Genomic DNA, 24,827 nt, shown 5'->3' on the forward strand with positions numbered 1-24,827 from the left:
AGCTAAGGCTCTGGAATCAATAAAATCTATCGTTATTTTTGCTCTTTGTAGTGAACATCACTGAGTTGACGAAGGCGCTGCGCCGCTTGCTCTGCGGTCAAATCACGCTGGCTTTCCGCTAACATTTCATAGCCGACCATAAACTTACGCACACTCGCGCTACGCAGCAGTGGTGGGTAGAACAAGGCATGCAATTGCCAATGATCGATGTCGCTACCTTGTTCAAAAAATGGCGCATAGTGCCAGCCCATTGAGTAAGGGAATGAACATTGGAAGAGATTATCGTAACGACTGGTCAGCTTTTTGATTGCGACAGCAAGATCATCACGCTGCTCTTCACTGAGCTCACTCATACGGCGGATGTGAGTTTTAGGCAGCAACATGGTTTCGAATGGCCATGCGGCCCAATAAGGAACCAGCGCTACCCAGTGATCGGTTTCGACAACTATTCGCGAACCATCCTTTAGTTCAGCTTGCACATAATCCACCAGCAAGTTAGTGCGGTTTTCTTGGTAGTACGCTTTTAGGTAGTGCTCTTTACGTTCAATTTCATTGGGTAAGAAGCTATTAGCCCAGATTTGACCATGTGGATGAGGCTGAGAGCAGCCCATGGTTTCACCCTTATTTTCAAACGCTTGAACCCAAACGTACTCTTTTCCTAACTCTTCAATTTGGTCGTTCCACGTGTCGATCACGCCGCGGATTTTCTCAACCGGCAGTTCAGGCAGTGTTTTGCTGTGATCTGGTGAAAAACAGATCACTCGACTTAAGCCTCGCGCGCCCTGCGTCTTGAACAGTGGGTTGTCAGATTGCGGCGCATCTGGTGAGTCGACCATCAATGCCGCGAAGTCATTGGTGAACACATAGGTGCCTTGATAATCAGGATTAACATCGCCAGAAATGCGCTCATTCGTTGGGCAAAGAAAACACTTCTCGTCATAGGGTGGTAATTCCGCTGTCGCGGGCTTTTCATCAGCGCCACTCCAAGGACGTTTGGCACGGTGTGGTGACACTAATATCCACTGACCAGTTAACGGGTTATAACGACGATGGGGATGATCCACAGGGTTAAATTCAACATTCGACATCTAAATTACTCAACGGTTTAATATGGTAAATTCGCGTCTTAAGACGCTAAAAAATTAATATCCCTGCGGGTTTTTCGACTGCCATTTCCAAGTATCGGCGGTCATTTCTGCCACGCTGCGGGTCGCTTTCCAGCCAAGTTCTCGCTCAGCTTTATCGGTACTCGCCCAACACTCAGCGATGTCGCCAGGTCGGCGTGGGCATATCTGATAAGGAACAGCGCAACCAGATGATTGAGCAAAGGCATTGACCATTTCTAGAACACTGGATCCTTTGCCTGTTCCTAGGTTGTAAATGTGCAGCCCCGCTTGTTGACCAACCGCATTAAGTGCAGCGACATGCCCATCGGCTAAGTCCATCACATGAATATAGTCACGCACACCAGTACCATCTGGCGTGGGGTAATCATTGCCAAACACCGACAGCGATTCACGTCTGCCCACCGCTACTTGAGCAATGAATGGCATGAGATTATTCGGTATTCCTTGCGGATCTTCGCCCATGGTGCCAGAAGGGTGGGCGCCGACTGGGTTGAAGTAGCGAAGTAGCGTAACGCTCCAATCATTTTCTGCGTTAAACAGATCGCTTAAACATTGCTCGACCATGTATTTACTGCGGCCATATGGGTTGGTGGTCGCCCCTGTTGGTGAGTCTTCAGTGATCGGCACAACGTCAGGGTCACCGTAAACCGTTGCCGATGAGCTAAATACGATACTTTTCACGCCCGCTTTACGCATACTGCGCGCCAGCACTAAGCTGCCGTTGACATTGTTGTCATAATACTCCAGCGGCTTTGCGACGGATTCACCGACCGCTTTCAGTCCCGCAAAGTGGATCACGGCGGCAATATTATGCTCAGCAAAGACACCATCAAGAAAAGCTTGGTCACGAATATCGCCCTGATAAAATCGCGGCTTGTAGCCAGTGATCGCTTCGATACGATTCAATACTTCTTGTTTGGCATTTGAAAGATTATCAACAATGATCGGATGCATACCGGCTTTGATCATCTGCACGCAGGTATGGCTGCCGATATACCCCATTCCACCTGTCACTAGTATTTCCACGTTTACCTCTCCCAAATTTATCCGCTGCACTCGAAGTGAGCCCGGGCTTGCTTGTCTATGTTTAAAAGTCTACCAATCAATATAGCTCAAGATCCGTGATCAAACCCTCATAGTGTAAACGTTTCCACAAAATATTACACTTAGCACCAAAAATAAACCAAGTGTGCAATATTTAATAAAGGGTAGCTGAGAGCTAAAACAGGTCAACTTACAATTAAAAACAAAAACTTAACCATAAAGTCATTGTAAAAAAAAGAATATGGATGCTATGAAGAGTGGGTAGTAAAGAGTGTCACTAGCTGCCTACCTGACCTAATCTCCCTATTTTAGATCGGTAATTACTTGGAAAAATCGCGCTTAAAACGCGATTAGATTCGCGTCCCCCTGACTTTAATGTAAATGTTTTCACTTAAATAATATAAGGTCAAACCGCACTGAAATGGGTTCGCTGAGGGAACTTGCCAAGCAACCAACACTCAAACTTGGTGAAACTGACAATAAGGAACGGCAATGAGGCTTGGCACGATTTTCCTGTTCATCACACTGACAAGCTTTGGCGTGATAGCAGGCGTACAACAAGATGTGGATCTGCTGATCAGACAAATCGAGCAATCACCTTGTACTTTTATTCGCAATGGCCAAGCTTATACGCCCCACCAAGCGGCAGAACATATGCGCACTAAGTGGGATTACGCTCAAGACAAGGTGAACGATATCGAGGTGTTCATTAATAAAGTCGCCTCAAAAAGCTGGTTTAGCGGCAAACCCTATATGGTCGAATGCTCCGATGAGCGAATAACCAGCGAGCAATGGCTAACGTCCCTGTGGCAGCAAGCGCAACGCGCTCCCTTAAGCAAAGCGCCCTAATTCGCGCAGCCCATAGACTGAAAGTACTGGCGAGTTCTATTGACCTTATCCAAGACCTCACCAAACTAAATTGTCATAAATCGAAAAATTCATACCCACATTCAGTACAAGGCTATACAATCAGCGACTTGCTTTTGTATGGTGGTGCTGATGTCTACTTCAACCAATTCTATCGATAAACGGATGAACATCGTCGCTTTGACATGGCCGTTATTTGTCGAAATTTTGCTACGGACAGCACTTAACACCAGTGACGTTTTCATGCTCAGTGGCTATTCCGATAAAGCCGTCTCTGCGGTCGGTGTTATCGCGCAACTGTCATTTTTTCTGATCATCGTCTCTTCTATGGTGAGCAGCGGTACGGGGATTTTGATCGCCCAGTACAATGGTTCAGAGCGCGCTCAAGAGTCGAGCTATGTCGCTGTCGCCAGTATTGCGCTTTCGTGCTTAGTCGGTGTGTTACTTAGCTTGATTGCCGTGATTGGCGCCTACTCCTTTTTGCCCCTGTATGGCCTCGAAGCGCAAGTTGAGCAGTACGCTCAAGAGTATCTGTTGATCAGTGGCGTAATGACCTTCAACATTACCCTAGGCATCGTCTTCACGACTATCTTGCGTAGCCATGGCTACTCGCGCTCACCGATGCTGGTCAACCTGTTGAGCGGCGTGATTAATATTATCGGTAATTATATTGCGCTCTATCAACCGTTTGGTTTGCCAGTGTACGGCGTGCAAGGGGTAGCCATTGCAACGGTGATCAGCCAAGTATTCAGTACGATTATTTTATGGCAGGTGTTAAAACGCAGCGATATCACTTTGCCGTTTAAACAGTATCGAGCTATCCCACGGCTTATCTATTCGCGTATCATTAAAATTGGTGCGATGAATGCCGGAGAAGTGCTGTCGTACAACATGGCACAAATTTGCATCACCTTCTTTATCGTGCAGATGGGCACCGCCTCTTTGGCAGCGTTTACCTATGCGCAAAACATTGCTCGTTTGTCATTCGCGTTTGCATTAGCGCTCGGCCAAGGCAGCCAAATTCAAGCCGGTTACTATATTGGCCGCGGATGGATTGATTCGATTCTAACACGAGTACAGCGCTATTTTGTCATCGGCTTTGTGGTCTCGACAGCAGTAACCGTGATGATCTACTTGCTGCGCGACCAAGTGATTAACCTGTTTACCCAAGATCCCAAAATCGCGGCGCTGACCGCAAGTTTGATTGCCGGATCTATCTTGCTCGAAGCTGGCAGGGTGTTTAACTTGATCTTTATTTCCGCACTCAAAGCCGCAGGAGACATCCAATTTCCGGTCAAGATGGGGATTGTTAGTATGTGGGGATTGGGCGTGGGGATGAGCTATCTATTTGGAGTTTATTGGGGCTACGGCGTACTGGGTGCGTGGATGGCAATCGCCCTTGATGAGTGGTTTCGCGGCATTATTATGGCGCGTCGCTGGCGCTCGAAAGTGTGGACCCGCTATACCGTGCAATAAGTAAAATCAGCAGGGGCAATACGCACCCTGCTGTCGGTTTGATAATCAGACCTTCTCAACTTTAATCAGCAAGCACGACTCTGGGTCAAGCAGCGGCAGGCTCAGACCAAGTTGCATTAACCACTCACCTGAGGCATTGATACTTCCTTCTTGCCACCAGCCTTGGCCCTCTTTCATCAATTGAGTGCTTGATGGCGGGTAATCGAGCAAGGTTACTCGATAGTGACAATCTGCTTGGAGATAATCTAGTTGTAACGGTTCGGGAAGTGCATAATCTGGCATCGCGAGTTGACATACGGTGAGTAGCATTTGACTGCCATCGCTGACTCCATAAGCGAGGCGTCTATGATCGAGACCGTCTAAGTAAAACATGTCACCACTGTGCAATAACGGACGGTAAGCTTTGTGCAGAGCGATGTACTTGGCAAAAGCTTGCTTCTCTTGTTCACTCTCCTTGACCGGATCAAGCTCTACCCCCATGTGGCCAGCTAGCGCGGTCAATCCGCGTAGATTGATAGCATGAGTGCGTCGAGTGGTATGACTATGGTAGGGTCCAATGTGTGTTCCCATTACCTCAGGAGGGAAAAAGATCCCCATGTGCTTTTGGATCGTTTGGCGCTCAAGCGCGTCATTGCAGTCTGAAGTCCAGAAACGGCATGTTCGTTTAAGAATCTCGTAATCTACTCGCCCACCACCGGATGAACACGATTCAATTTCAACCTCAGGATGCGCAGTGGTGAGCTTATCTAACAAACGATAAAGTGCCTTGGTTTGGCCATGAACAGCGCCACGACCATTATGGATTGGTTGAACGAGTTCACGGTTCATGTCCCATTTTAAATAGCCAATATGATGCTCACTAAGCAAAGTATCTAAACAACGGTACAAATAGTCAAAACAGTCCGGATGTTGCAAGTTCAGAACATACTGATAACGCCCAGTCGGCGCTAGATACCCCTCAGCCGCAAGCAACCACTCTGGGTGAGCGCGAAACAGATCCGAGTCCGGGTTAACCATCTCTGGCTCAACCCAAAGACCAAATTCCATTCCAAGCCGATTGACATGATCGATAACAGGGCTCAGTCCGTCTGGGTATTTTTCACGATCTAACACCCAATCGCCGAGAGAAGATTTATCATCATTACGGCCTTTAAACCACCCATCATCAATGATAAAACGCTCAACGCCGATCGCGGCAGCTTGAGTTGCCATCTGACAAATGTAATCAGGATCATGTTCAAAGTAGATCCCTTCCCAAGTATTGAGATGAACCGGCCTTACTTTGCTACGAGCAAAAGGGAGCACTTGCTCACGCACAAAGTGGTGATGACAATAACGCAGTCCATTGATACCTTGAGTACTGAAACTTGCCAATAACTCAGGTGTGGTATAGCTTTCACCACCAGTAAGCTCAACCTCGCCAGGTAATAACCACTCACCCGATTGAACAAAACGGCGTCCATCGCTTTTCACTTCGGCGCGCCACTGATGGTTACCACTCCAAGCAAGGTGAAAACCCCACACTTCACCATGCTGATCGGAAAAGCCCCTACTCCCCAGCAAACACCCCGGAAAATATTCATGCGAGGTACGACCGCGCCGGTTCTCCACCACCCATGCCCCATGATGGAGGGTCTGTCGATGCACTTGAAATTCGCGGCTCCAACGACCGTGATAACTCTCAAGTTCACAGGCGCGATGAGGAACAGGTAGCGTCATCACCAACCTATTAAGTGTATAGGTTTGCTTGGCTAGGTTGGTGACGGTCACCCTCTGACGGAGTACACCGCTAACGTCCAGTTCAAAGCAAAAACTCAACCCAAGTTGCGCCTGTTGATCCTGACATTCAATAACAACCTGATTGTCGCTCTGAGTGTGAGAGACATAATCAAATATTGGCATACTGGCTAAGCCACTGCGGTGTCCTTCAAGGCCAGAAGCCCCAAAACAGCCTCGCCCGAGCTCTGGACACAGCGTTAAAGGAACATCGCAGTCCAAACGCGCTTGCGGTACCGCGCGCTGCTGACTTTTCTGCAAGGCCTCAAATTGCTCAGATGAAAGCGGCGTTATCGTCCTGCCCCAGTGAATCACTTCAAGCGTTGGGGTTAATTGAATCACCAGCGACACGTCGCCGCGGTGCAGTTGAACAAACTGACCCATAGTTCCCCCCCCCCCCCCCCCCCCTTAAAACTTGATCATCAATTGATAGTGATAGCGTGGCTCACTGAGTAGGTATTCTTTGTGGACACTTGGCGTCCATGAATCATCGCCACCAACCCCCATATGAAACCCATCAACCCGGACAAAAATAGCGTTTTCCCTGACCAACTCATTGCTGTGTTTTGCCTGTGCTAAATTTGCTTGGCTATACTCGCTGACAGAGAAATGGAAGCGTCCATTGAGCTCAAGCTCACCAATCTGAGCCTGAGTGACATCGCAGCGCAAACCGTTTTCTGAAGGGAAAATATAGTCGGTGTGCATCTCAGCCAGCGATAATTGATAACGACCAATATGTGCCGACTGTTTTCTATCAGGATAATTTTCGTGCGGGCCACGACCAAACCAACTCACCGTCTGCTGATGTTCTTCATCATGATCATATAAGGCTAGCTCGAGTCCGATACGCGGCAAAGGTGGTAAACCATGTGCAGGCTCAATATCGATATCAAGCGCCACCTCACCTTGGTCACTAACCAGATAACGCCAGGTCGAGATCAACATACACGCGCCTTGATAATGGTAGGCAATTTGCGTCACCACTTGCAGCCCAGCTTTGGTTTCAAACCATTCAAATTCAAGCAACTCTCGCTGCCACTGCTCTAGACCGATAGATTGCCAACGCGCGAACCAAGAGTTAGGGTCGAGCTTATCGGCTTCGCTGGTACCAATGTCATTATCGAGCGGCGCGCGATAAAAATTATCTAAAATTGGCTGACTCAGTTTTTCATTACCATTGATTTGCCAACTAACAATCGCGGCGAGTTTTTTATCGAACTCAATAGCAAAAAGATCACTGTAGACTAAAAGCTTATCAGGACTATCCGAGCTATTGGCCTGCCATGATCCTTTTGATTTTGGCAAGACTAAATTCGGCGTTACCGCCAGTTCAAACTGTTCACTGGCCGTAATGTGCCCAGCCTCAGCCCAAGCCGTTGCATGACGAAGAACCACCTCAATGTTAAGATGATAACGAGCGCCCGTCTGATTGAGCGGGTAGCTATTGTCTATCACGACATCAATGCATTGCTCACTGCCGATCAATAAGTCAATGTCACCACTATTCACCACCATGCCCTGCTCGAGTAGCGACCAGCGCAAAACTTCGCCTTCGCTGTCAGTGAACAGTTTTTCACAATTTATCTGCACGGTGAGCGGTTGTTGATCAATCAATTTAAATTGATAAAACTGCTGAGCTTTTTTAACTTCCATAAGTGTTGGATGAGGACGCCTATCGGGGAAAATTAGGCCATTGATACAGAACTGACGATCGTTAATCTCATCACCAAAATCACCGCCATAAGCCCAGTAAGCAACACCGTTATCGTCCACTTTAGTTAGCCCCTGATCGACCCAGTCCCAAATAAAGCCACCTTGTAGACGCGGGTGATCGCGAAAAGCTTGCCAGTAATGGTTAACACTCCCCAGGCTGTTGCCCATCGCATGGGCATACTCACATAGAATAAGCGGCCGATGCTCGCCAGGTAGAGCGATGGCTTTTTTTATACCAACGCGCGGCGTGACGTGAGGCTGGTGCTTAACTACTGGTAAGTCCCAATCAACCCTAGCGTACATAGGGCAGATGATATCGGTCGCTGCGGTCATCGAGCCGCCACCCTCATATTGCACCGGCCGAGAAGGATCTCGCTGTTTGACCCATTGGTACATGGCATGATGATTGGCACCAATCCCCGATTCGTTGCCCAATGACCAAATGATCACTGAAGGATGGTTCTTATCTCGCTCGACTAAGCGAGTCATACGGTGCATGTAGGCGTTGAGCCAATCACTATCGTCGGAGAGTCGGCACATAGGAAATTGACCGTGAGTTTCAATATTGGCTTCATCAACCAAATACAAACCATACTGATCACACAGCTGATACCAAACAGGATGATTGGGATAATGAGCAGTGCGCACAGCGTTAAAGTTATTTTGTTTTAGTAACTTGATGTCATGCAGCATATCGTCATATGTCATAACATGGCCAAGCTCAGGGTGGTGTTCATGACGATTGACGCCACGAATCAGCAATGGCTTACCGTTAACCTTGAGCTGACCGTTGCTAATTTCAACCTGTCTGAAGCCAACATCGTATGCTTCACAATCGAGCAATTGTTCATGTTCATCAAGCAAGCTGACCACCACTCGATAGAGCGTCGGAGACTCTGCGCTCCAAAGCTCTGGTTGATGAATCGCGATCTTGTGCTCAACTTTATCGCACCATGGCCCTTTCTCATCGACAAACGGATGCCCTGGCACTTGTCTTTGCTCAGCAACTAACTGTTTATTCACGTCAAAGAGTGCCACATCAACATGGTGAGGCAGATTTTTTTCCGACAAAATAGTGGTTACGCTAAGCTGTGCATCGCGATAACTGCTGTCCAAGTGCGTGATGACCGCGACATCTTTAATATGAATCTTCGGCTTGGTAATCAAAGTGACATCACGGAAAATGCCGCTCAACCACCACATATCTTGATCTTCTAAATAGGAACCATCACTCCAACGCAACACCATTACACTGAGCTGATTAGTGCCTTGTTGCAGATAGTCGGTTAAATCGAATTCTGCCGCGAGTCTTGAGTCTTGTGAATACCCGACCCAGCGACCGTTACACCACAAATGAAAAGCACTATTTACACCATCGAACACAATGCGGGTTTGCCCTTCACTTGGCAAAAAATCAAAGCTTAACCGATACAATCCTGTCGGATTATGTTGTGGTACATACGGCGGTATATCGGCAAACGGGTATTTGACATTGGTATAAATCGGCTTATCAAAACCTTGTAATTGCCAATTGCTCGGCACAGAAATTGAAGACCAGTCACTGTCATCAAAACTCTTTTCAACACACGCCTCATTGACCATTTCGGGTTGATCAAACAAAGTGAAACGCCACTGACCATTCAAACTGCGCCGATTGCTCGAGGGTGATTGGTTGAGTGCGTCGGTTTGATTGCAGTAGGCGTATAGAGGAGCGTGCGCGGGTAAGACATTATGGGCAACGACATGTTGGTTTTCCCACTCACGCGCCGCTATGATCTGGGCAAAAGTTCTCATCACAGTCCCCTTGTGAAACTGTACAAAAAAAAGCGCAGCCGCTTAGCAAGGCAGCGCTCGAAAGATAGGGCGCTCCATTGATTGGCAAAGTGGCGCCAATCAATAGAGCGTTAGCTTACAGGTTCAGTCTCACTTACTTAAAAGTACGCGCACTGACCTTATCCAATTGCTTCAAGATTTTATCGATACGATCTGGGTGAACCATGAATTGTTGAAAACCTTTCATGCCTTCTTTCGCCATCGCAGGATCCGTATCGCGATCGTAGAACTGCGCGGTGCCCGAAGCGGTATTTAGCATCTCAACGCCTTTATTGAGGAACGGATCATCCTTCACTTCCGCTTTGTTGTTGGTCGGTATTTGCAACATCATCTGGTTGATAAGCTGCTGATTTTCTTTACGAGCAACAAAAGCGAGGAATTTACGTGCGTCGTCTTTGTTCTTCGCTTTGGCAGGAATATGGATGGTATCCATCGGTGCGTCTTCGGCCTTAGGAATACTTGAGTCGATAATCGGGAACTGGAAGAAACCCATTTTATCTTTAACATCATCAGGGAAGTTAGCCGTTAGGAAGTTACCCATCAAATACATCGCCGCTTGACCGTTGTAGAGGAAAGGTTGCGCTTCTTGCCACGAGTATGAAGCGTGGTTTTCGAGGAAATAACCAGGTTCAACTAGTTGCGCCCAGTTAGCAAAGGTCTTTTTTACCCGCTCATCGCTATAAGGCACTTTGCCATCCATCAACTGAATATGGAAATCTAAGCCATTGGTGCGCATGTTGATGTAATCGAACCACCCTGCAGCCGTCCATAAGTATTTAGTACCTATCGTAAACGGCGTTACCCCGTTGTCCTTTAACGTTGCAGAGGCTTTTAGTAGCTCATCCCAAGTTTTGGGCTCACCAATACCATATTTATCGAAAATATCTTTTCGGTAGTAGATGCCCCATTGGTAGTAGGTATAAGGCACACCATATTGCTTATCTTTAATCGTCATCGCAGGCTTGGCAGAGGTAAAGTCATCGTACATACCATTTTGTTGCCAAATGTCGGTAACATCTTCAAACAAGCCTCGATCAACAAAGGTTTTCATGCGGTTTCCAGCATACCAAAACACCACATCTGGTGGCGAAGTCACTAACCAGTTACGAATAGTGGTCTTATATGCTTCGTGATCATAGAGATTGTACTTAACGGTAATATCTGGGTATTCCTGCTCGAATCGTTTAACGATTTCACCCCATGCTTGTTTTGGCGCTGGATCAGAGGCGTCAGAGTTGATCACCAACGTCCCCGCCCATGAAGCGGTTGATAGTGTTGCCCCGAGAATCGCGGTAGCAGCGAGATGTTTCACGTATTTCATATTCAGGTCCTTGTTAGTGAGCCAAAGCTCATGGGTCCGATTGTTATATTTATTCACTTACCTAAATAGCGAACCAAAGAAAGCCCGCAATATTGATTAACCTTTCGTTGCACCAAGTGTTAAGCCCGCAATAAAGTGACGCTGCATAGTAAAAAACAGTACCACTGGTGGAATCGCAGCAACAATGGCGCCAGCTGACATCAACTGCCATGAAGCAAGCCATTGCCCTTGCAGTGAACTTAGGCCAGCCGTGACAGGGCGCACTTCATCACTTTGCACCAACACCAAAGCCCAAAAAAAGTCGTTCCAAATAAAAGTAAACACCAGTACCGCCAATGCGGCTAATGCAGGGCGCACTAAAGGCAAGACCACATGCCAGAAAATTTTCCATTCACTGACACCTTCAACACGTGCGGCCTCAATCAGAGCATCGGGGATGCCAACAATAAAATTGCGCATAAATAAGGTGCAAAAACCCGCCTGAAAAGCGATATGGAAAAAGATCAACGCCAAGTGGGTATCATAAAGACCAAAACTGATGGTCAAGTCGCGCACGGGGATCATTAAAATTTGGAACGGGACAAAGTTACCCGCGATAAACATGGCAAAGATCCAGACATTAGCCTTGAAGTTATATTTGGCTAATGCAAAGCCTGCCAGAGTCGACAATGCGACAGCGCCAGCCACCGCTGGTAGGGTGATAATCAAGCTATTGATTAGGTATTGGCCCATGGCTGTCGACATGAAAACTTGAGTGTAGTTTTCAATTAACTGAATCTCGCTCGGCCACCCCCAATAGTTACCAGTGTTAATGTCTTCCATACCTCGGATCGAGGTCATCATTACTGCGATCAGTGGCAGTAGCCACATCACAATAGAAATCGGTAATGCTACTCGATAGCTGATATTGGCAAAGCGTCCCGCTTTTTGAATCGGTTGTGGGTACATTATTTCTCACTCCTCAACATACGCCATAAGAAGTACGCGATATACACGTCCATGATGAGGAACAACACAACGGAAACTGCCGCGCCATAGCCCATTCGATAGTTGAAAATTGACTCTTCGTACATTTGATAAGCCAATACCGTTGAACTGCCCCAAGGCCCGCCTGCGGTCATCGTGGCAACAAGATCAAAGGACCGCAGCGCGCCAATTACAGTAACAACAATGGCAATAAAGGTTGCCGGACGAAGTTGTGGGATCACCACATACCAGAGCATGCGCCATTTCTTGGCGCCATCAAGACGTGCAGCTTCGAGCTGTTCAGGATCGAGATTATTCAACCCTGTTAAGTACAAGATCATGCAGTAGGAGATTTGTGGCCAAAGGCCTGCGGCAATAATACCGTAAGTGACATAGTCTTCATCGGCGAGAATCGAAATCGGCTCAATGCCGAAGGCGCCAAGTACTATGTTAAACAAACCAAATGAGGGATCGTAAAACCAAGCGAATACTAAGCCTACCACCACCTGTGAGATAACAAACGGGAAAAAGAATAACGACTTAACGACACGAATGCCTTTCACCTGCTGATTCAAGAACAGCGCTATCGCAAGTCCAATCGGTTGTGCAAGCATAAAAAATACCAACCATAGGGTGTTATTTTTTAGTGAGGTATAGAAAGCGTCTGAATCAAACAGCTCACGATAGTTTCCCAACCCGACCCACACTTTTTCTCCGAGTCCATCCCATTGATAGAAACTAAGCCAGATACTATCCATAATTGGGTAGATAACGTAAACCGAAAAAATGAGCATTGCAGGGGCCAAAAATAGCCATGGCGAAAGCTTAGCACTTACCCTTGCCTTACGCCTTGCCGAAGGAAGGCGGTTTTCTGGGTATATCGTTTTCACAGATTGCTCCATTTTGTGTGACTCCTTGTCACATCTTCCATTCTTAACCTCGATAAATACTTTAGTAAAAGTAGCCGAAAAAAGAACATAAGATGAAATTTTGTCTAATCTACAGCCATATATTAATAACTATGCTAATTAAATACACAGAGATGAATTGATTTTGTAAACGTTTCCACAAAATTCACACTTTATCCGTAAATAACCATGATCATGATCAACAATTTTTCTACACTCTCTAACAAATTCTGATTAAACGCGTATGTTTTATAGACAAGACGAAAACAATAGCGAATAAGTGAGCGCGAACTGCTCACAAACGCGTTTTTTAGCCATAAGGCAAGGAGTAGGTATGGCTGACATCAGCTTAAAACAGGTCATCAAACGCTTTGGTGATGTCCAAACGATTCACGGGGTCGACCTTGAGATTGAGAATGGTGAGTTTGTCGTCTTTGTCGGGCCATCTGGCTGTGGTAAATCAACTTTATTGCGCATGGTCGCAGGCCTTGAAGAGATAACATCAGGTCAGATTCACATTGATCATCAATTAGTCAATGATGTTGATCCTGCTGAGCGCGGCGTTGCCATGGTATTTCAGTCATACGCACTTTATCCGCACATGACCGTAGAAGAAAACATGGGATTTGGCCTAAAAATGAATGGACAGCCAAAAGAACTCATTCAAAAGCAGGTGCAAGGCGCCGCAAAAACCCTACAACTTGATCAACTGCTCAAACGTAAACCCAAAGAGTTATCTGGCGGTCAACGCCAGCGCGTTGCCATCGGCCGTGCGATCGTCCGTAACCCAAAAGTATTCTTATTCGACGAACCGCTCTCGAACTTAGATGCGGAGCTTCGTGTTGATATGCGTTTGCAAATAGCCAAGCTGCACCAAGATCTGCAAAACACTATGATTTATGTCACCCATGATCAGGTCGAAGCCATGACGTTGGCCGATAAAATTGTTGTGTTACGTGATGGTCGAGTTGAACAAGTTGGTTCGCCACTCGCGCTTTACCACAAACCACAAAATGTGTTTGTCGCAGGCTTTATCGGGTCTCCTAAGATGAATTTTATTCCTACCCAGGTGGAATCGCATAATGAGCAAGGTTTGCAACTTGTCAGTCAAGATGGCTCACTGTTTAACCTTCCCTCGGTCAAGCAACCGCTCAACAGTGGCGATACGATTACGCTAGGCATTCGCCCAGAACATTTGGCGATTGATCTCTCTGGAGATATTCACTTAGGGTTCCAAAGTGAAGTTGTCGAGCGTCTAGGCAATAGTACCTATATGTTCGGCCAGGCTTGTGGTGTAGATGGTTTTAAGGTTCATTTGCCTGGCGATCAAGAAGTGACTAAGTTTCAGCAACTCAAACTGAGCTTTCAACACCAAGATTGTCACTTATTTGACCATAATGGCTTAAGAGTCGAGTGATGATTGAATTGATCGCTAGTAACTTTGGTTACTAGCGAACCACCGCCTTAACTTGTGCTCGCATGAAGAGACTCTTCTCTTCATGCTGATTGGCTTTAAGATAGAGTAAGCTGATATCAAAATCAGGGATCTCGAGCGGTGGGCAAATCGCTTTTAACCCATGCGCCTCAATTTCCATCTGCGCAAAACGCTTAGGCACGATACAGACTAAGGCTCGCCCTAACAACAAACGGCGTACGGTGAGAAAGTTTCGTGAAGCCACTTTAACTTGACGCTCATAGCCTAGTTTATGCAGTCGCTTATCCACTTGGGTTTGTAAACTGCCATCGGGGCTAACCAACGCATGTTCATGACCGACAAATTCATCTAAGCTCATCGCGTCATTGGTCGTGATCACTTGCGGGTCAAACAGACACAAGTGTTGCTCAGTATAGAGATGCTCACTTAAAAAACGTCGATTGATATTCTCAATACTGCCAATGACCACATCGAGATTTTCTTGCTCGACGATATCGACATAGTTACTGCGGTTAACGTTATAAAAGCTCACCTGTGCCAGCGGAGAAGCTTGTTTTATCGAGTCATACAGAGCCGGAGCAAACAGTTGCTCGGCATAATCTGTTAAACCAATCTTCCATACGCCAGAGTACTCTATCGGTGAAAAATGTTTCTTGACCAATAGATCGCATTGAATACTCATGAGCAAAGAATCTATAACCGAGGCGATATCTTGAGCATGCTGAGTCGGCTCCATTTGACTACCAACTCGCTCAAACAAAGGGTCATCAAACAGCAATCGCATCCGTTGCAAAGTATGGCTCATGGCACTTTGACTGACAAAACAGCGCTGCGCGGCAAGGCTGACACTATGGGTTTGATAAAGCGCTTGAAACGCCACCAGCAAATTTAGATCGACCCCTTTCCAATTAAATTCTTTCATCAGCCAACCCATTTAATTCATAGTTAATATCAAGACTATTAATTTGAATCATCCTATCGCATTCCGTAAATTATCGGCACTGTTTATTGAATAAGAAGCCAACGCCATGTTGTCTATTTTTAAAACCTTTTTCTGGTTAGGGTGGATTAGTTTTGGCGGCCCTGCCGCTCATATTGGCTACTTTCGTCATACTTTTGTTGAGAAGCTAAAATGGCTTGATGATCAAGAGTATGGACAAATCGTCTCTCTGAGTCAGTTTTTACCGGGGCCTGGTTCTAGCCAAGTTGGTTTTGCATTAGGGTATAAACGCGGCGGCTTGGGCGGTGCGTGTATGGCGTTTTTAGGCTTTACGCTTCCTTCCATTGTGATCATGCTGGCACTCGCCGTGTTAAGCAGTCAATTGACTGACACTAACGCGTTTCACAATGTCGTTCATGGCTTAAAACTGCTGGCGGTGGTGGTGGTTGCCGATGCGGCTTGGGGAATGTATAAAAATTTTTGCCAACAGCGCTTATCTGCCAGCATATGTGTGTTCACTGCAATCGCTTTGCTGCTTATTCCTAGTATCGCAACGCAAATAACCGTACTGATCATTGCCGCGTTGATTGGCGTTCAATGGCTAGGAAATAGTGACCACCGCGATTGCGCCCCATTCAAGCCCTCTGTCTTGCCGCTGGCGATCTTTTTAGGTTTGTTGCTTGGTCTGCCAATTGCGGTGCAGGTAATACCACAACTTGGGCTATTTAATGACTTCTTTCAAGCGGGAAGCTTAGTGTTTGGTGGTGGTCATGTTGTTCTGCCACTGTTGCAAAATATTGTCGGTGACCAACTTAGCCAAGATGCTTTTCTAACCGGCTATGCCGCCGCTCAGGCAGTGCCCGGGCCAATGTTTACCTTCGCAACTTACATCGGTTATCAATTACTGCCAAACGCACCGATCTTAGGCGCCATAACGGCCACTTTAGCGGTGTTTCTTCCTGGCTTTTTGCTGCTGCTTGGGGTACTAAAAAACTGGCAATCTTTAGCTCAAAATCCCAAAGTGTCTGGCGCGGTAAACGGTGTCAATGCAGCTGTGGTTGGTCTGCTAATTGCGGCTCTTTATCAACCTGTTTTTGTTAGCGCTGTATTCAAGACGACCGATATCGCCTTGGTTCTATTCGGGTTCTACCTACTCAAACAACACAAATTACCTATTATTTGGATGGTGGCATGCTTCATCTTCGCAGGACTGCTGAAAGGCTAGACAGACCACGCCACTAACCAACAGCACGTGAGGAGAGCAAGACTCTCCTCTATTTTGCTTGTTTTTGCTGCTCTTCTCTGACCATCGCAAGCGCCTTTTCAAGATTTTCATTCGCCACTTTATAGTAAGTTGCTTTAGCACTAATCGCCTGCTGCAAATAAGGAATCGCTTGCTCGGGCTTGCCTTGTAAGGTAAGAAAATACCCAACATTATTTAGCGCTTCTGGTCTGCCCATGTGTTGGTTAAAAACGTTCAACGCGCGATTAATTTCACCTTTACCAAGGTAGATTAAGGCTAAGTTGTTGAGCGCTTTTTCATTGCTTGGATCTTTGTCTAGTGCCTGTAAAATAAAACGTTGAGCTTTGCGGTAATCCCCATCCATATAAAACGAATAAGCCACGTTAGTTAGCGTTTTGATTGAATTAGGATCAATGCTAAGCGATTGTTTATAAAAGGCCTGTGCAAGTGCGTGCTGTTTATCAAGATCCGCAACAACCCCCAACCCCATATACGCATATTCTGGTGAATATTGATCAACTTTCAGCTTAAGCACCGACTCCACCGTCATTAAGTCGGCTCCTTGCAACGTCTCACCTGAAGCGAAACGCAATTGATCAGCGTTGACTGCGCGTAAGAAGTAGCTTTTACCTTGGGTGATATCGCCATTACGACTGTATAAAATCCCTAATTGTTCGAGTACTTTGGTGTTATTAGGGTTTTCTTCCACTGCAATTAAGTAGGCCTTTTCAGCTAAGGCAAAGTTGCTTCGTGATTGGTGAATGCGCCCAATATTGAACAATGCTTTATCTCTGAATTGGCCATTTTCAAACGACAACGAGCGAATGTATTCATACAGCGCCAAGTCCATATTGTTACCACTGAGCGCCAAATCACCTCGAGATATTGCTTCTTGCTCAGTCTTAGGTGGCTCATCGAGTGACAAGGTGTCTATCGGCTTACCATCATAAAGAGAGGTGTCCAACTGAGGCTTGGTATTAGAGCAAGCAACCAGTAACGAAATACATACCAGTAACACGAAATAGCGTAATACTTTCATAATAGCGTTCCTTACTTCCCTAGCGTGGCCGTTAGAGAGAGCATTGAGGGCCCAAGAGCGACAATAAAAAAACAAGGCCAGATGAATAGCAGTAACGGGAAAATCATTTTAGTCGGTATTTTCGCTGCGATTTCCTCAACTTCTTGATTACGCCTATCACGAAAATCTTCGGTATACTCACGTAACGTTTGCGACAAACTGCCGCCAATTCGCGAAGCATGAGACAACATCGTCACCAACCCAGCGATCTCTTTGACCCCCGTTCTTTTGACCAGCTCATTGAACGCATCCGACATTTCCACCCCCGCTTTAATTTTGCCACATACGGTATCCAACTCATCGGCAAAGTCAGGGTGAGAAATCATCAACTCGTCGGCAACTCGACGCAATGCTGCATTAAAACCCAGACCGGATTCGGTACACACAACCAACAAATCAAGCGCATCTGGCACCCCGCCACGAATTCGAGATTGACGCTTATCAACTTGAAGTTTTAACACCACATTCGGTACATAAAGCCCAGTCGCAACACTGGCCAACATAAAAAGATTCAACTGAGACAAATTAGGCAAGAAAAAATACATCGCGGCAGCCATCGAGAAACCAATCAGCACGGTGACCCCTTTTAAGGCATAGAAAACCGTGAGGGCATTGGCATCGTGATAACCCGCATGCATTAACTTAGCGCGTACCGACTCAGTTTCTTTGCTATTGGATGGCTGCATTACCGGTGCTAGTGACTCTAGAGTGTTATCTAAACGACGGCTTTTCTTTAATCGCCCACTGCCAGAGCTTTTACGTATCTCTTCGAGCTTACTGGAAAGTGGCGATTTGGAACTGAGCAGCAACAGAAAAGAAGTGAAGATAATCAATACCGTTGCAATCAGAATCAGCGCTAAAAATGCGGTTTGCTCATCAATTCGTAACTCGTTAATAATTCGAATGAGGTCTTCCATGGTCATACCTCAAAGTTGATAATTTTTCGAATCCACATCGAACCGATAAATAAACTGACGACCCCAAGGCTGACTAAGTCCATACCACGAGGATCTGTGTATAAAGGTTCAACATATTCTGGATTAATGAAAGTGAGAAAAAGGAACAAAATAAACGGCGACAACACCAATATCCATGCGGATAACCGACTTTCTGCCGATAGCGTTTTTATTTTACGTTGCAGTTTGAATCGTGCCCGCAGCACCCGAGACACTTTCTCTAGATTTTCAGATAAGTTGCCTCCGGTCTCTTTTTGCAATAACACCGCACTTGAGAAAGCCAACATCGAGACGGTTGGCGTTCGTTCTGCCATTTGCATGATGGCTAAGCGCATATCGTAACCGTAATTGAGCAAATTAAAGGTGTTTTTGAACTCGACACCAATCGGTGCTGGCATCTCAGAACCGACTTCGTTGAACGCTTGAGTGACAGGCTGGCCAGCTTGTAGCATACGGCGCATGATATCGAGCGCTTCGGGTAATTGCTCTTCAAAGGCAGACAGACGATCTGAGATTTTTTTGTTGAGCCAAAAATAGAGAATAAACCAAATGCCGATGGCGGCGACAACGCCGACATAAAGTGGCTGACCAAGTAACATGGCGCCTAAAAATAGCAGCACTGAACAGAGTAGCGTAACGGACAATGTTTGACTTAAGCTCCAATCATAACCGGACAGTTCTATCAGCTTTTTCAATGATGAAAACGCGGAGAATTTCACCAAACGGCGATCAATAGGCGTTAAACTCTTCATATAGTGATCGTGTAATAACGATCTGGCTTCTTCATCAAGGTTAGTTTGGGATTCTTTTAATCGTTGTGACAGCTCTTTGTGTTTCGCTTTACTGCCCGCGGCAGGAAGAATTAAAGCTTGTGAAATAAACACAACCGCAAAAAAGAGTAGAACAAAAAATAACGTCGCATCCTGCTGCATAATGCCCCCTTATGAGTAAGTCTCATTGAAGATGTCAAAAGGAAGATGCAACCCCTTTTTGGCTAATTGGTCGTGGCACTGAGGCACAACCCCCGTAGCAGTAAAGTAGCCTAATACATTGCCTTCTTCATCCATCCCCTGACGATGGAAACGAAACAGTTCTGACATGGTAATAATTTCACCTTCCATGCCATTGATCTCGCAGATACTGACCATACGCCGCTTACCATCCTCTTGACGCTCCATTTGCACCACTAAGTGAATAGCAGAGGCGATCTGCGAGCGAAGGTTTTTGGCCGACATATTCCAGCCCGCCATGGCGAACATATTCTCTACCCTTGATAACGCATCTCGTGGAGTATTGGCGTGAATTGTCGCTAATGAACCATCATGACCGGTGTTCATCGCCGCCAACATATCAACCGCTTCAGCACCACGAACCTCACCAAGCACAATTCGGTCAGGGCGCATCCGTAGTGAGTTTTTCACTAAGTCACGTTGCGTGATCTCGCCTTTCCCTTCTAAATTAGCCGGACGAGTTTCGAGCCTGACAACATGTGGCTGCTGCAGTTGTAGCTCTGCTGAGTCTTCGATGGTGACGATGCGGTCATCTGAGGGGATAAAGTTAGAAAATATATTCAAAGTGGTGGTTTTGCCTGAACCAGTCCCTCCTGATATCAAGACGTTTAACGCACCAGTGACCGCGGCTTCAACAAATTTAGCCATCTCTGGAGAGATTGAATTGAACTCAATTAAGTTGTCCATTTTGAGCTTTTCGACCGCAAAACGACGAATAGACACCGAGGCGCCATCTAAAGCCAGTGGCGGTATGATGGCATTAACACGTGAACCATCAGCAAGGCGCGCATCAACCATCGGAGAAGCCTCATCAATACGTCGACCAACCTGACTGACAATCCGGTCAATGATGTTACGTAAATGACGTTCATCAAGAAACGTGTAAGGGGTGAGTTCGAGTTTGCCTCGTCGCTCTACAAATACATGCTTAGGTCCATTGACCAAAATATCCGAGACAGTGGCATCGTGAAGTAGCGGCTCTAACGGCCCAAGACCAAACACCTCATCTTCAATTTGTTGGATCACGCGCTTGCGCCCTTCGGCACTGAGTGCATGAGTCTGGTCATCTGCCATCAACTGGATGATGGCATCATGTAAATCAGCCTTTGCCCTATCAGGCTGAAGGCTTGCCAAAAGTCCAAGGTCTAAGGTTTCGAGCAGTCTTTGGTGATAATAGTGTTTGACCTCTTGTTCTTGAGTGAGCTGCTTACGCGTCTCATCAACTACCTTTTCTTTTGCATCATGCTCGTTTTTTTTTCTTTCTTTCAGCTGGTTAGAGTCAAGTTTTTGCTCCGAGTCACTATGTTCTCCCGGCTCATTAAAGCGATTAGTTTGCTGCTGTAGCTCAGAGGCAGCTACCTTTTCCTGCAATTCAGGATTTAAGTTTTTACGTTTAAAAAACATGCTAGCTCTCTTTCATTTCTGTTCAAATTTAAGAAAACAATCGTCTTAACCAGCTTTTTTTGCTTTCAGGTTGAGGAGTCAATGTCTCAACAAATCGAGTAATCGACTTGGCAATAGCGCTACCTTTTTTGCTTTCGATGAACGGCTTACCAAGATTGGCACTTTCAAGTGCAACCTTAAATTCGTTCGGCACCGTGTGTAGCGGCAAGTCCCCTAGCGTACCTTGGATATCTTTGAGCCCAATTGACTGGCGTTTTTCATAACGATTAATCACCACTTCCATTTGATCTTTGTTTAAGCCAAATTCAAACGACAACAACTTGATCATTTGCGTGGTATTTTTAATCGCGACTAAGTTTTGTTGCGCGATCAAATAAATCTTACTGGCAGGCGCAAGTACCGGAGCAAAAAGTCGGTCTAAACCACGCGAAAGATCAACAATCACAAAGGGGTAATGCTCTCTTAGAAGCGGCAGTAACTTGTTTAACTGTTTGGCTTTCTCATAGTTTTCATGACTATTTTCACGTTTAAATGACAGAACATGTAACCCCGACTTATGCTTAGTCACGAATGTCCCTAAAGAAACCTCATCTAAATCCGACACATTGGCCAACGCATCCGTCATGCTGTACGTCGGATGAATACTCAGATAATCGTTGACGACGCCAAACTGAAGATCAAGATCGAGCAACAAGACTTGATCAGTATGCTGACTGGCCATTTTGATCGCAGAGTTGAGTGCGATAGTTGACGCACCAGAGCCCCCCTTGGTATTCATGAACACCAGTAGCTCGCCCAAATTACGACTGGCCACTTTCTCTTCTGCGACATTCTTCAATAACGGAATCAAGTCATCAATCTGCGCCGTATTCGACACAAAATCAGCCGCACCGATACGCAATGCAATTTTTAACGCGCCATTATCACTTTCATTGCCAAAGACAATTAACGACGCTTCATGACTGTCCTGATTGATATCAGGTGCTTCGTAATGCTGCAGCTCAACAATCTTCTGTGCCCAGTTAGGGCCGGTCTCCACGAAAATCAGATCAGGTGGTGAAAAGTGCGCAAGGTTCGCCACCACAAGGCCATGAAACGAGATCATTTCATAACTAATGCTTTGGCATTTAGAAAGCTCATGGCTAATGTGAAGATGAAAAGCATCTGACGAGTAAAACACCCAGATCGTCAGATTGGTTTTCAGTCTTATCGGGCTTGCGCCGCTTGGTGCTATCTTCACCGCCTCTCCCATATATGTTGCCTCCTAGCAATCAGAACTGCTCTCGGTGCCATCAGAGCGTCGATGGTGACCTAAATTCTCTCTTGGCCGGATGGTTTCAAACTCAGGAACCTCCAGCAAGCCAGTTAAATTGATGAAGCTTAATAACCCTGTGAATTGATAACTAAAATTAACCACTCTCGCCCTGACATATCTAATTGTAGAAAAGACATCGTCATCTGTCAGAGTTCCTGTCACCACGTTGCCGCTCTCATCAAGGTAATCAATAACAATATTATCAACACTCAATCCTCCCGGCGCATAATCAGGAATAGCCAAAGCGGGAATGTCATTTCTATCTTCAACACGGCAAACAGTCGCAAGCCGTGCCGCTACTCGGGTGATTTCGTTGATGGTCTGCAAAGAGTAGACATAACGCCCAACCTCAATCACAGAGAAGATGATCAACATTAGCGTGGTCGCGATCAGGGTGAACTCGATAATCGTGACACCTTGTTGTTTTCTCATGCTCCTGTCCTCATCACTGCTGAAGCGATAAGCGGCACATTAAACGATGTCTCAGAAGAGAAAGAGCCAATAACTGGCGTGTACTGATGATTAATCGTAATGGTGACGTATTTGCCTGTGCAGCTCATAGTGACGTCCTCAGCCGTTACTCCATCCATAACAAGGTTAGCATTCGCACTCACTGTTCGCCCATAGAGCACGACACTCATGGTATCGGCTACCGTGGTCGCGTTGTTACAAGGCACGGTACTCCCTGTCCCTAGAATTTCAGCCGTGGCATGCCTTACTCCATTTTGCGCCATCTTATTTAGCGTGTTGTACTGGATAAACGCATTACCAAATTCGGTAATTGCCAGCAAGATAACCACCAATATCGGCACCGTTATCAGCATCTCGACCGCAGCCAAACCGCTTTGCTTGAATGTTAATGGCGTCTTGATTGGCTTAATCATCACGATTCCCTCCGATCAGGATCGTCATACAACACAATCAGATAAGGACCTTCTGCGTCCGAGTTCTGCCCTGGCGTACCACCATAGGCAGAGCAATCATGCAAAAATTCACCAAATACCGCTTCTTTGCCGCTATTTGATGTTGGCGCTTGTTGCAACAAAAAGAAGCAGCCCAAAGCGGTAACGGTAAAGGTGTTGGTCCCGCCGCTTGCGACAGAGCAATCAACAATGGGAATGACTAATATACGCCGATCAAACTGTCCTCCAGATTCGATTCGACAAGCACTGTCTCCGGTACACGGCATCGCGCTGTCGTAATCTTGATGACTCCAACCTTGACCATCAGCACCTGAAGTATCGTTGTAGACTATATTGCCGTTACTATCTAACGTCGCCTTTGAAACGGGTTCTTTGACATAAACATCCGTTGGATGCTCCGTTGCAGAGAGTCCGCCGCCACTATAGTCACCAAAACGCGTGTTAAGCCCCTGTCCTACAGGACCAACAGTATTGCCGGGTTTAGTGACGACGGTATCACCAATACCAACTCGCCCTTCAAAGCCCCCCGCAAGAGCGCTACGTACTGTATCGGCCCCTGAGCCAAAATCGAGTAGTTGATAGTTACCCGCTCCCATCTCCGTTTGATTGAGGTCGGCAATTTTCAAGGCGTATAGTTTTCCCGTGTCGTACCCTTTGCTGCCGGTCGCCGATTCGTCCTGACAAACCGCCATCGGCACAACGTTCACCGCAGGGGCACTCGGGCTTGGGCCCGCCGCCGCCGAAACATTTAACGATTTATCAATACCAAGCCAATCTGCAAAATAGTTTTCTAATTGATAGTTACTGATGATCACTCTGACAAAGGTGTCTTGGCTATCATCAAACCCTGCGCTCTGAATGGCTGGCGGAGTGGGAAAGGAAGTAGGGTTATTAGTAAATTGCACTATCACCGAACCGGCATCAAATGACATTTCGCCATTACCGGTGGCATTGGCAATATTGGTGATGGTGTTATTCGCAGCGGTCGTGGCATCTAAAACAGAGCCATCACTATCTATGACGACGGCGGCGGCAAGTGCGGCGGCATCAGCGCTGTTTTGCAAGCGTGACTTATTCATCATTGCGTGGTTAACGTCAATAGATAGCGCTGCGACGCCTATCAGAGCAATCATCGTTGCTGTAACCAGTACCAAGACTAGACCTTTTTGCCGATTCAATGATCGACAACCTTGATTCCGATTCATAGTAGCTCCTTGAGTTTAGTTACTAAACCCCTCTAAGAATTGACTATCAGTACCTTTCAACTCTGAGTCTTGTTTACCCGTATAGACTTGATAGGCACCTTCCATTCGCTCACCACTACCTGACGGAACGACACCAAGATTGTCTTGAGTTGCGTTCGGATTGTATGTTTGTTCTGTTTTAAGTTTTGCTACGTGAGCACCAAGACTATCGGCATTGTTTACACAGCCGAGCATCGATATGGCCAAAGAGAACACGCTCATGGTTATAATGATCTGTTTCATGTTAT

21 protein-coding genes are annotated in these 24,827 nt (G+C 46.3%); 4 read left to right on the forward strand and 17 right to left on the reverse strand.

Annotated features, from left to right (window positions below):
- Window positions 1-32: 32 nt before the first annotated feature.
- Both BS19_RS09830 and galE read right to left on the reverse strand, forming a co-directional pair.
- Entirely contained in the window at window positions 33-1,088 is a 1,056-nt protein-coding gene (locus tag BS19_RS09830; protein ID WP_038174989.1) for a UDP-glucose--hexose-1-phosphate uridylyltransferase, read from the reverse strand.
- A 54-nt stretch (window positions 1,089-1,142) separates the two neighbouring features.
- Window positions 1,143-2,153 carry a UDP-glucose 4-epimerase GalE gene (gene galE, locus BS19_RS09835; protein ID WP_038174991.1) on the reverse strand — a complete coding sequence of 337 codons (1,011 nt, stop codon included), beginning with the start codon at window positions 2,151-2,153 and terminating at the stop codon, window positions 1,143-1,145.
- 510 nt (window positions 2,154-2,663) lie between these two features.
- Between galE and BS19_RS09840 the strand changes: the two genes are divergently transcribed.
- Both BS19_RS09840 and BS19_RS09845 read left to right on the forward strand, forming a co-directional pair.
- Complete coding sequence (locus tag BS19_RS09840; protein ID WP_038174992.1) at window positions 2,664-3,020, forward strand: DUF5329 family protein; 357 nt, start codon at window positions 2,664-2,666, stop codon at window positions 3,018-3,020.
- A 150-nt stretch (window positions 3,021-3,170) separates the two neighbouring features.
- On the forward strand, window positions 3,171-4,514 hold the full coding sequence (locus BS19_RS09845; protein WP_038174993.1) for an MATE family efflux transporter: 1,344 nt from the start codon (window positions 3,171-3,173) through the stop codon (window positions 4,512-4,514).
- 45 nt (window positions 4,515-4,559) lie between these two features.
- On the opposite strand, the gene BS19_RS09850 is transcribed toward BS19_RS09845, so the two are convergent.
- The 5 genes from BS19_RS09850 to BS19_RS09870 form a co-directional block, all read right to left on the reverse strand.
- On the reverse strand, window positions 4,560-6,674 hold the full coding sequence (locus BS19_RS09850; protein ID WP_038174994.1) for an alpha-galactosidase: 2,115 nt from the start codon (window positions 6,672-6,674) through the stop codon (window positions 4,560-4,562).
- A 24-nt stretch (window positions 6,675-6,698) separates the two neighbouring features.
- Window positions 6,699-9,797: a beta-galactosidase gene (locus BS19_RS09855; RefSeq protein WP_038174996.1), complete on the reverse strand. Its 3,099-nt coding sequence runs from the start codon at window positions 9,795-9,797 to the stop codon at window positions 6,699-6,701.
- Window positions 9,798-9,930: 133 nt separating this feature from the next.
- Window positions 9,931-11,157: an ABC transporter substrate-binding protein gene (locus tag BS19_RS09860; protein ID WP_038174997.1), complete on the reverse strand. Its 1,227-nt coding sequence runs from the start codon at window positions 11,155-11,157 to the stop codon at window positions 9,931-9,933.
- A gap of 96 nt (window positions 11,158-11,253) precedes the next feature.
- Complete coding sequence (locus tag BS19_RS09865) at window positions 11,254-12,105, reverse strand: carbohydrate ABC transporter permease (RefSeq protein WP_038174998.1); 852 nt, start codon at window positions 12,103-12,105, stop codon at window positions 11,254-11,256.
- Complete coding sequence (locus BS19_RS09870; RefSeq protein ID WP_425425009.1) at window positions 12,105-12,917, reverse strand: carbohydrate ABC transporter permease; 813 nt, start codon at window positions 12,915-12,917, stop codon at window positions 12,105-12,107. Before BS19_RS09870 ends, BS19_RS09865 begins: the two co-directional genes overlap by 1 nt.
- A 448-nt stretch (window positions 12,918-13,365) precedes the next feature.
- Here BS19_RS09870 and BS19_RS09875 point away from each other — a divergent pair, with 448 nt between their 5' ends.
- Window positions 13,366-14,448 carry an ABC transporter ATP-binding protein gene (locus tag BS19_RS09875; protein WP_038175000.1) on the forward strand — a complete coding sequence of 361 codons (1,083 nt, stop codon included), beginning with the start codon at window positions 13,366-13,368 and terminating at the stop codon, window positions 14,446-14,448.
- A gap of 31 nt (window positions 14,449-14,479) precedes the next feature.
- On the opposite strand, the gene BS19_RS09880 is transcribed toward BS19_RS09875, so the two are convergent.
- On the reverse strand, window positions 14,480-15,388 hold the full coding sequence (locus BS19_RS09880; RefSeq protein ID WP_038175059.1) for a LysR family transcriptional regulator: 909 nt from the start codon (window positions 15,386-15,388) through the stop codon (window positions 14,480-14,482).
- Between the two features lie 106 nt (window positions 15,389-15,494).
- On the opposite strand from BS19_RS09880, the gene chrA reads away from it, so the two are divergent.
- Entirely contained in the window at window positions 15,495-16,631 is a 1,137-nt protein-coding gene (gene chrA, locus BS19_RS09885) for a chromate efflux transporter (RefSeq protein ID WP_038175001.1), read from the forward strand.
- A 49-nt stretch (window positions 16,632-16,680) separates the two neighbouring features.
- On the opposite strand, the gene BS19_RS09890 is transcribed toward chrA, so the two are convergent.
- From BS19_RS09890 to BS19_RS09930, 9 genes are read right to left on the reverse strand one after another with little or no spacing between them, the layout of a single operon-like run.
- Entirely contained in the window at window positions 16,681-17,688 is a 1,008-nt protein-coding gene (locus BS19_RS09890; protein ID WP_038175003.1) for a tetratricopeptide repeat protein, read from the reverse strand.
- 11 nt (window positions 17,689-17,699) lie between these two features.
- Entirely contained in the window at window positions 17,700-18,644 is a 945-nt protein-coding gene (locus BS19_RS09895; protein ID WP_038175005.1) for a type II secretion system F family protein, read from the reverse strand.
- 2 nt (window positions 18,645-18,646) lie between these two features.
- A complete protein-coding gene (locus BS19_RS09900; protein WP_038175006.1) occupies window positions 18,647-19,615 on the reverse strand; it encodes a type II secretion system F family protein in 969 nt (322 codons plus the stop codon).
- Between the two features lie 9 nt (window positions 19,616-19,624).
- Window positions 19,625-21,097 carry a TadA family conjugal transfer-associated ATPase gene (locus BS19_RS09905; protein ID WP_038175007.1) on the reverse strand — a complete coding sequence of 491 codons (1,473 nt, stop codon included), beginning with the start codon at window positions 21,095-21,097 and terminating at the stop codon, window positions 19,625-19,627.
- 28 nt (window positions 21,098-21,125) lie between these two features.
- Window positions 21,126-22,349: a CpaE/TadZ family protein gene (locus BS19_RS09910; RefSeq protein WP_038175008.1), complete on the reverse strand. Its 1,224-nt coding sequence runs from the start codon at window positions 22,347-22,349 to the stop codon at window positions 21,126-21,128.
- Window positions 22,350-22,361: 12 nt separating this feature from the next.
- Window positions 22,362-22,844: a TadE/TadG family type IV pilus assembly protein gene (locus BS19_RS09915; RefSeq protein ID WP_038175010.1), complete on the reverse strand. Its 483-nt coding sequence runs from the start codon at window positions 22,842-22,844 to the stop codon at window positions 22,362-22,364.
- Entirely contained in the window at window positions 22,841-23,296 is a 456-nt protein-coding gene (locus BS19_RS09920; protein ID WP_038175011.1) for a TadE/TadG family type IV pilus assembly protein, read from the reverse strand. The genes BS19_RS09915 and BS19_RS09920 overlap by 4 nt, the downstream gene beginning before the upstream one ends.
- On the reverse strand, window positions 23,296-24,540 hold the full coding sequence (locus BS19_RS09925; protein ID WP_038175013.1) for a pilus assembly protein TadG-related protein: 1,245 nt from the start codon (window positions 24,538-24,540) through the stop codon (window positions 23,296-23,298). Before BS19_RS09925 ends, BS19_RS09920 begins: the two co-directional genes overlap by 1 nt.
- 15 nt (window positions 24,541-24,555) lie before the next feature.
- Complete coding sequence (locus BS19_RS09930; RefSeq protein ID WP_038175014.1) at window positions 24,556-24,822, reverse strand: hypothetical protein; 267 nt, start codon at window positions 24,820-24,822, stop codon at window positions 24,556-24,558.
- Between the last annotated feature and the right edge of the window lie 5 nt (window positions 24,823-24,827).

The sequence above is a fragment of the Vibrio pacinii DSM 19139 genome (genome assembly GCF_000711795.1).
GTDB classification, from domain to species: domain Bacteria; phylum Pseudomonadota; class Gammaproteobacteria; order Enterobacterales; family Vibrionaceae; genus Vibrio; species Vibrio pacinii.

Coding starts and splice junctions, on each gene's coding strand:
- BS19_RS09830 (WP_038174989.1), bottom strand. CDS start 1,088: ATGTCGAATGTTGAATTTAACCCTGTGGATCATCCCCATCGTCGTTAT.
- BS19_RS09840 (WP_038174992.1), top strand. CDS start 2,664: ATGAGGCTTGGCACGATTTTCCTGTTCATCACACTGACAAGCTTTGGC.
- BS19_RS09845 (WP_038174993.1), top strand. CDS start 3,171: ATGTCTACTTCAACCAATTCTATCGATAAACGGATGAACATCGTCGCT.
- BS19_RS09850 (WP_038174994.1), bottom strand. CDS start 6,674: ATGGGTCAGTTTGTTCAACTGCACCGCGGCGACGTGTCGCTGGTGATT.
- BS19_RS09855 (WP_038174996.1), bottom strand. CDS start 9,797: ATGAGAACTTTTGCCCAGATCATAGCGGCGCGTGAGTGGGAAAACCAA.
- BS19_RS09860 (WP_038174997.1), bottom strand. CDS start 11,157: ATGAAATACGTGAAACATCTCGCTGCTACCGCGATTCTCGGGGCAACA.
- BS19_RS09865 (WP_038174998.1), bottom strand. CDS start 12,105: ATGTACCCACAACCGATTCAAAAAGCGGGACGCTTTGCCAATATCAGC.
- BS19_RS09870 (WP_425425009.1), bottom strand. CDS start 12,917: ATGCTCATTTTTTCGGTTTACGTTATCTACCCAATTATGGATAGTATC.
- BS19_RS09875 (WP_038175000.1), top strand. CDS start 13,366: ATGGCTGACATCAGCTTAAAACAGGTCATCAAACGCTTTGGTGATGTC.
- BS19_RS09880 (WP_038175059.1), bottom strand. CDS start 15,388: ATGAAAGAATTTAATTGGAAAGGGGTCGATCTAAATTTGCTGGTGGCG.
- chrA (WP_038175001.1), top strand. CDS start 15,495: ATGTTGTCTATTTTTAAAACCTTTTTCTGGTTAGGGTGGATTAGTTTT.
- BS19_RS09890 (WP_038175003.1), bottom strand. CDS start 17,688: ATGAAAGTATTACGCTATTTCGTGTTACTGGTATGTATTTCGTTACTG.
- BS19_RS09895 (WP_038175005.1), bottom strand. CDS start 18,644: ATGGAAGACCTCATTCGAATTATTAACGAGTTACGAATTGATGAGCAA.
- BS19_RS09900 (WP_038175006.1), bottom strand. CDS start 19,615: ATGCAGCAGGATGCGACGTTATTTTTTGTTCTACTCTTTTTTGCGGTT.
- BS19_RS09905 (WP_038175007.1), bottom strand. CDS start 21,097: ATGTTTTTTAAACGTAAAAACTTAAATCCTGAATTGCAGGAAAAGGTA.
- BS19_RS09910 (WP_038175008.1), bottom strand. CDS start 22,349: ATGGGAGAGGCGGTGAAGATAGCACCAAGCGGCGCAAGCCCGATAAGA.
- BS19_RS09915 (WP_038175010.1), bottom strand. CDS start 22,844: ATGAGAAAACAACAAGGTGTCACGATTATCGAGTTCACCCTGATCGCG.
- BS19_RS09920 (WP_038175011.1), bottom strand. CDS start 23,296: ATGATTAAGCCAATCAAGACGCCATTAACATTCAAGCAAAGCGGTTTG.
- BS19_RS09925 (WP_038175013.1), bottom strand. CDS start 24,540: ATGAATCGGAATCAAGGTTGTCGATCATTGAATCGGCAAAAAGGTCTA.
- BS19_RS09930 (WP_038175014.1), bottom strand. CDS start 24,822: ATGAAACAGATCATTATAACCATGAGCGTGTTCTCTTTGGCCATATCG.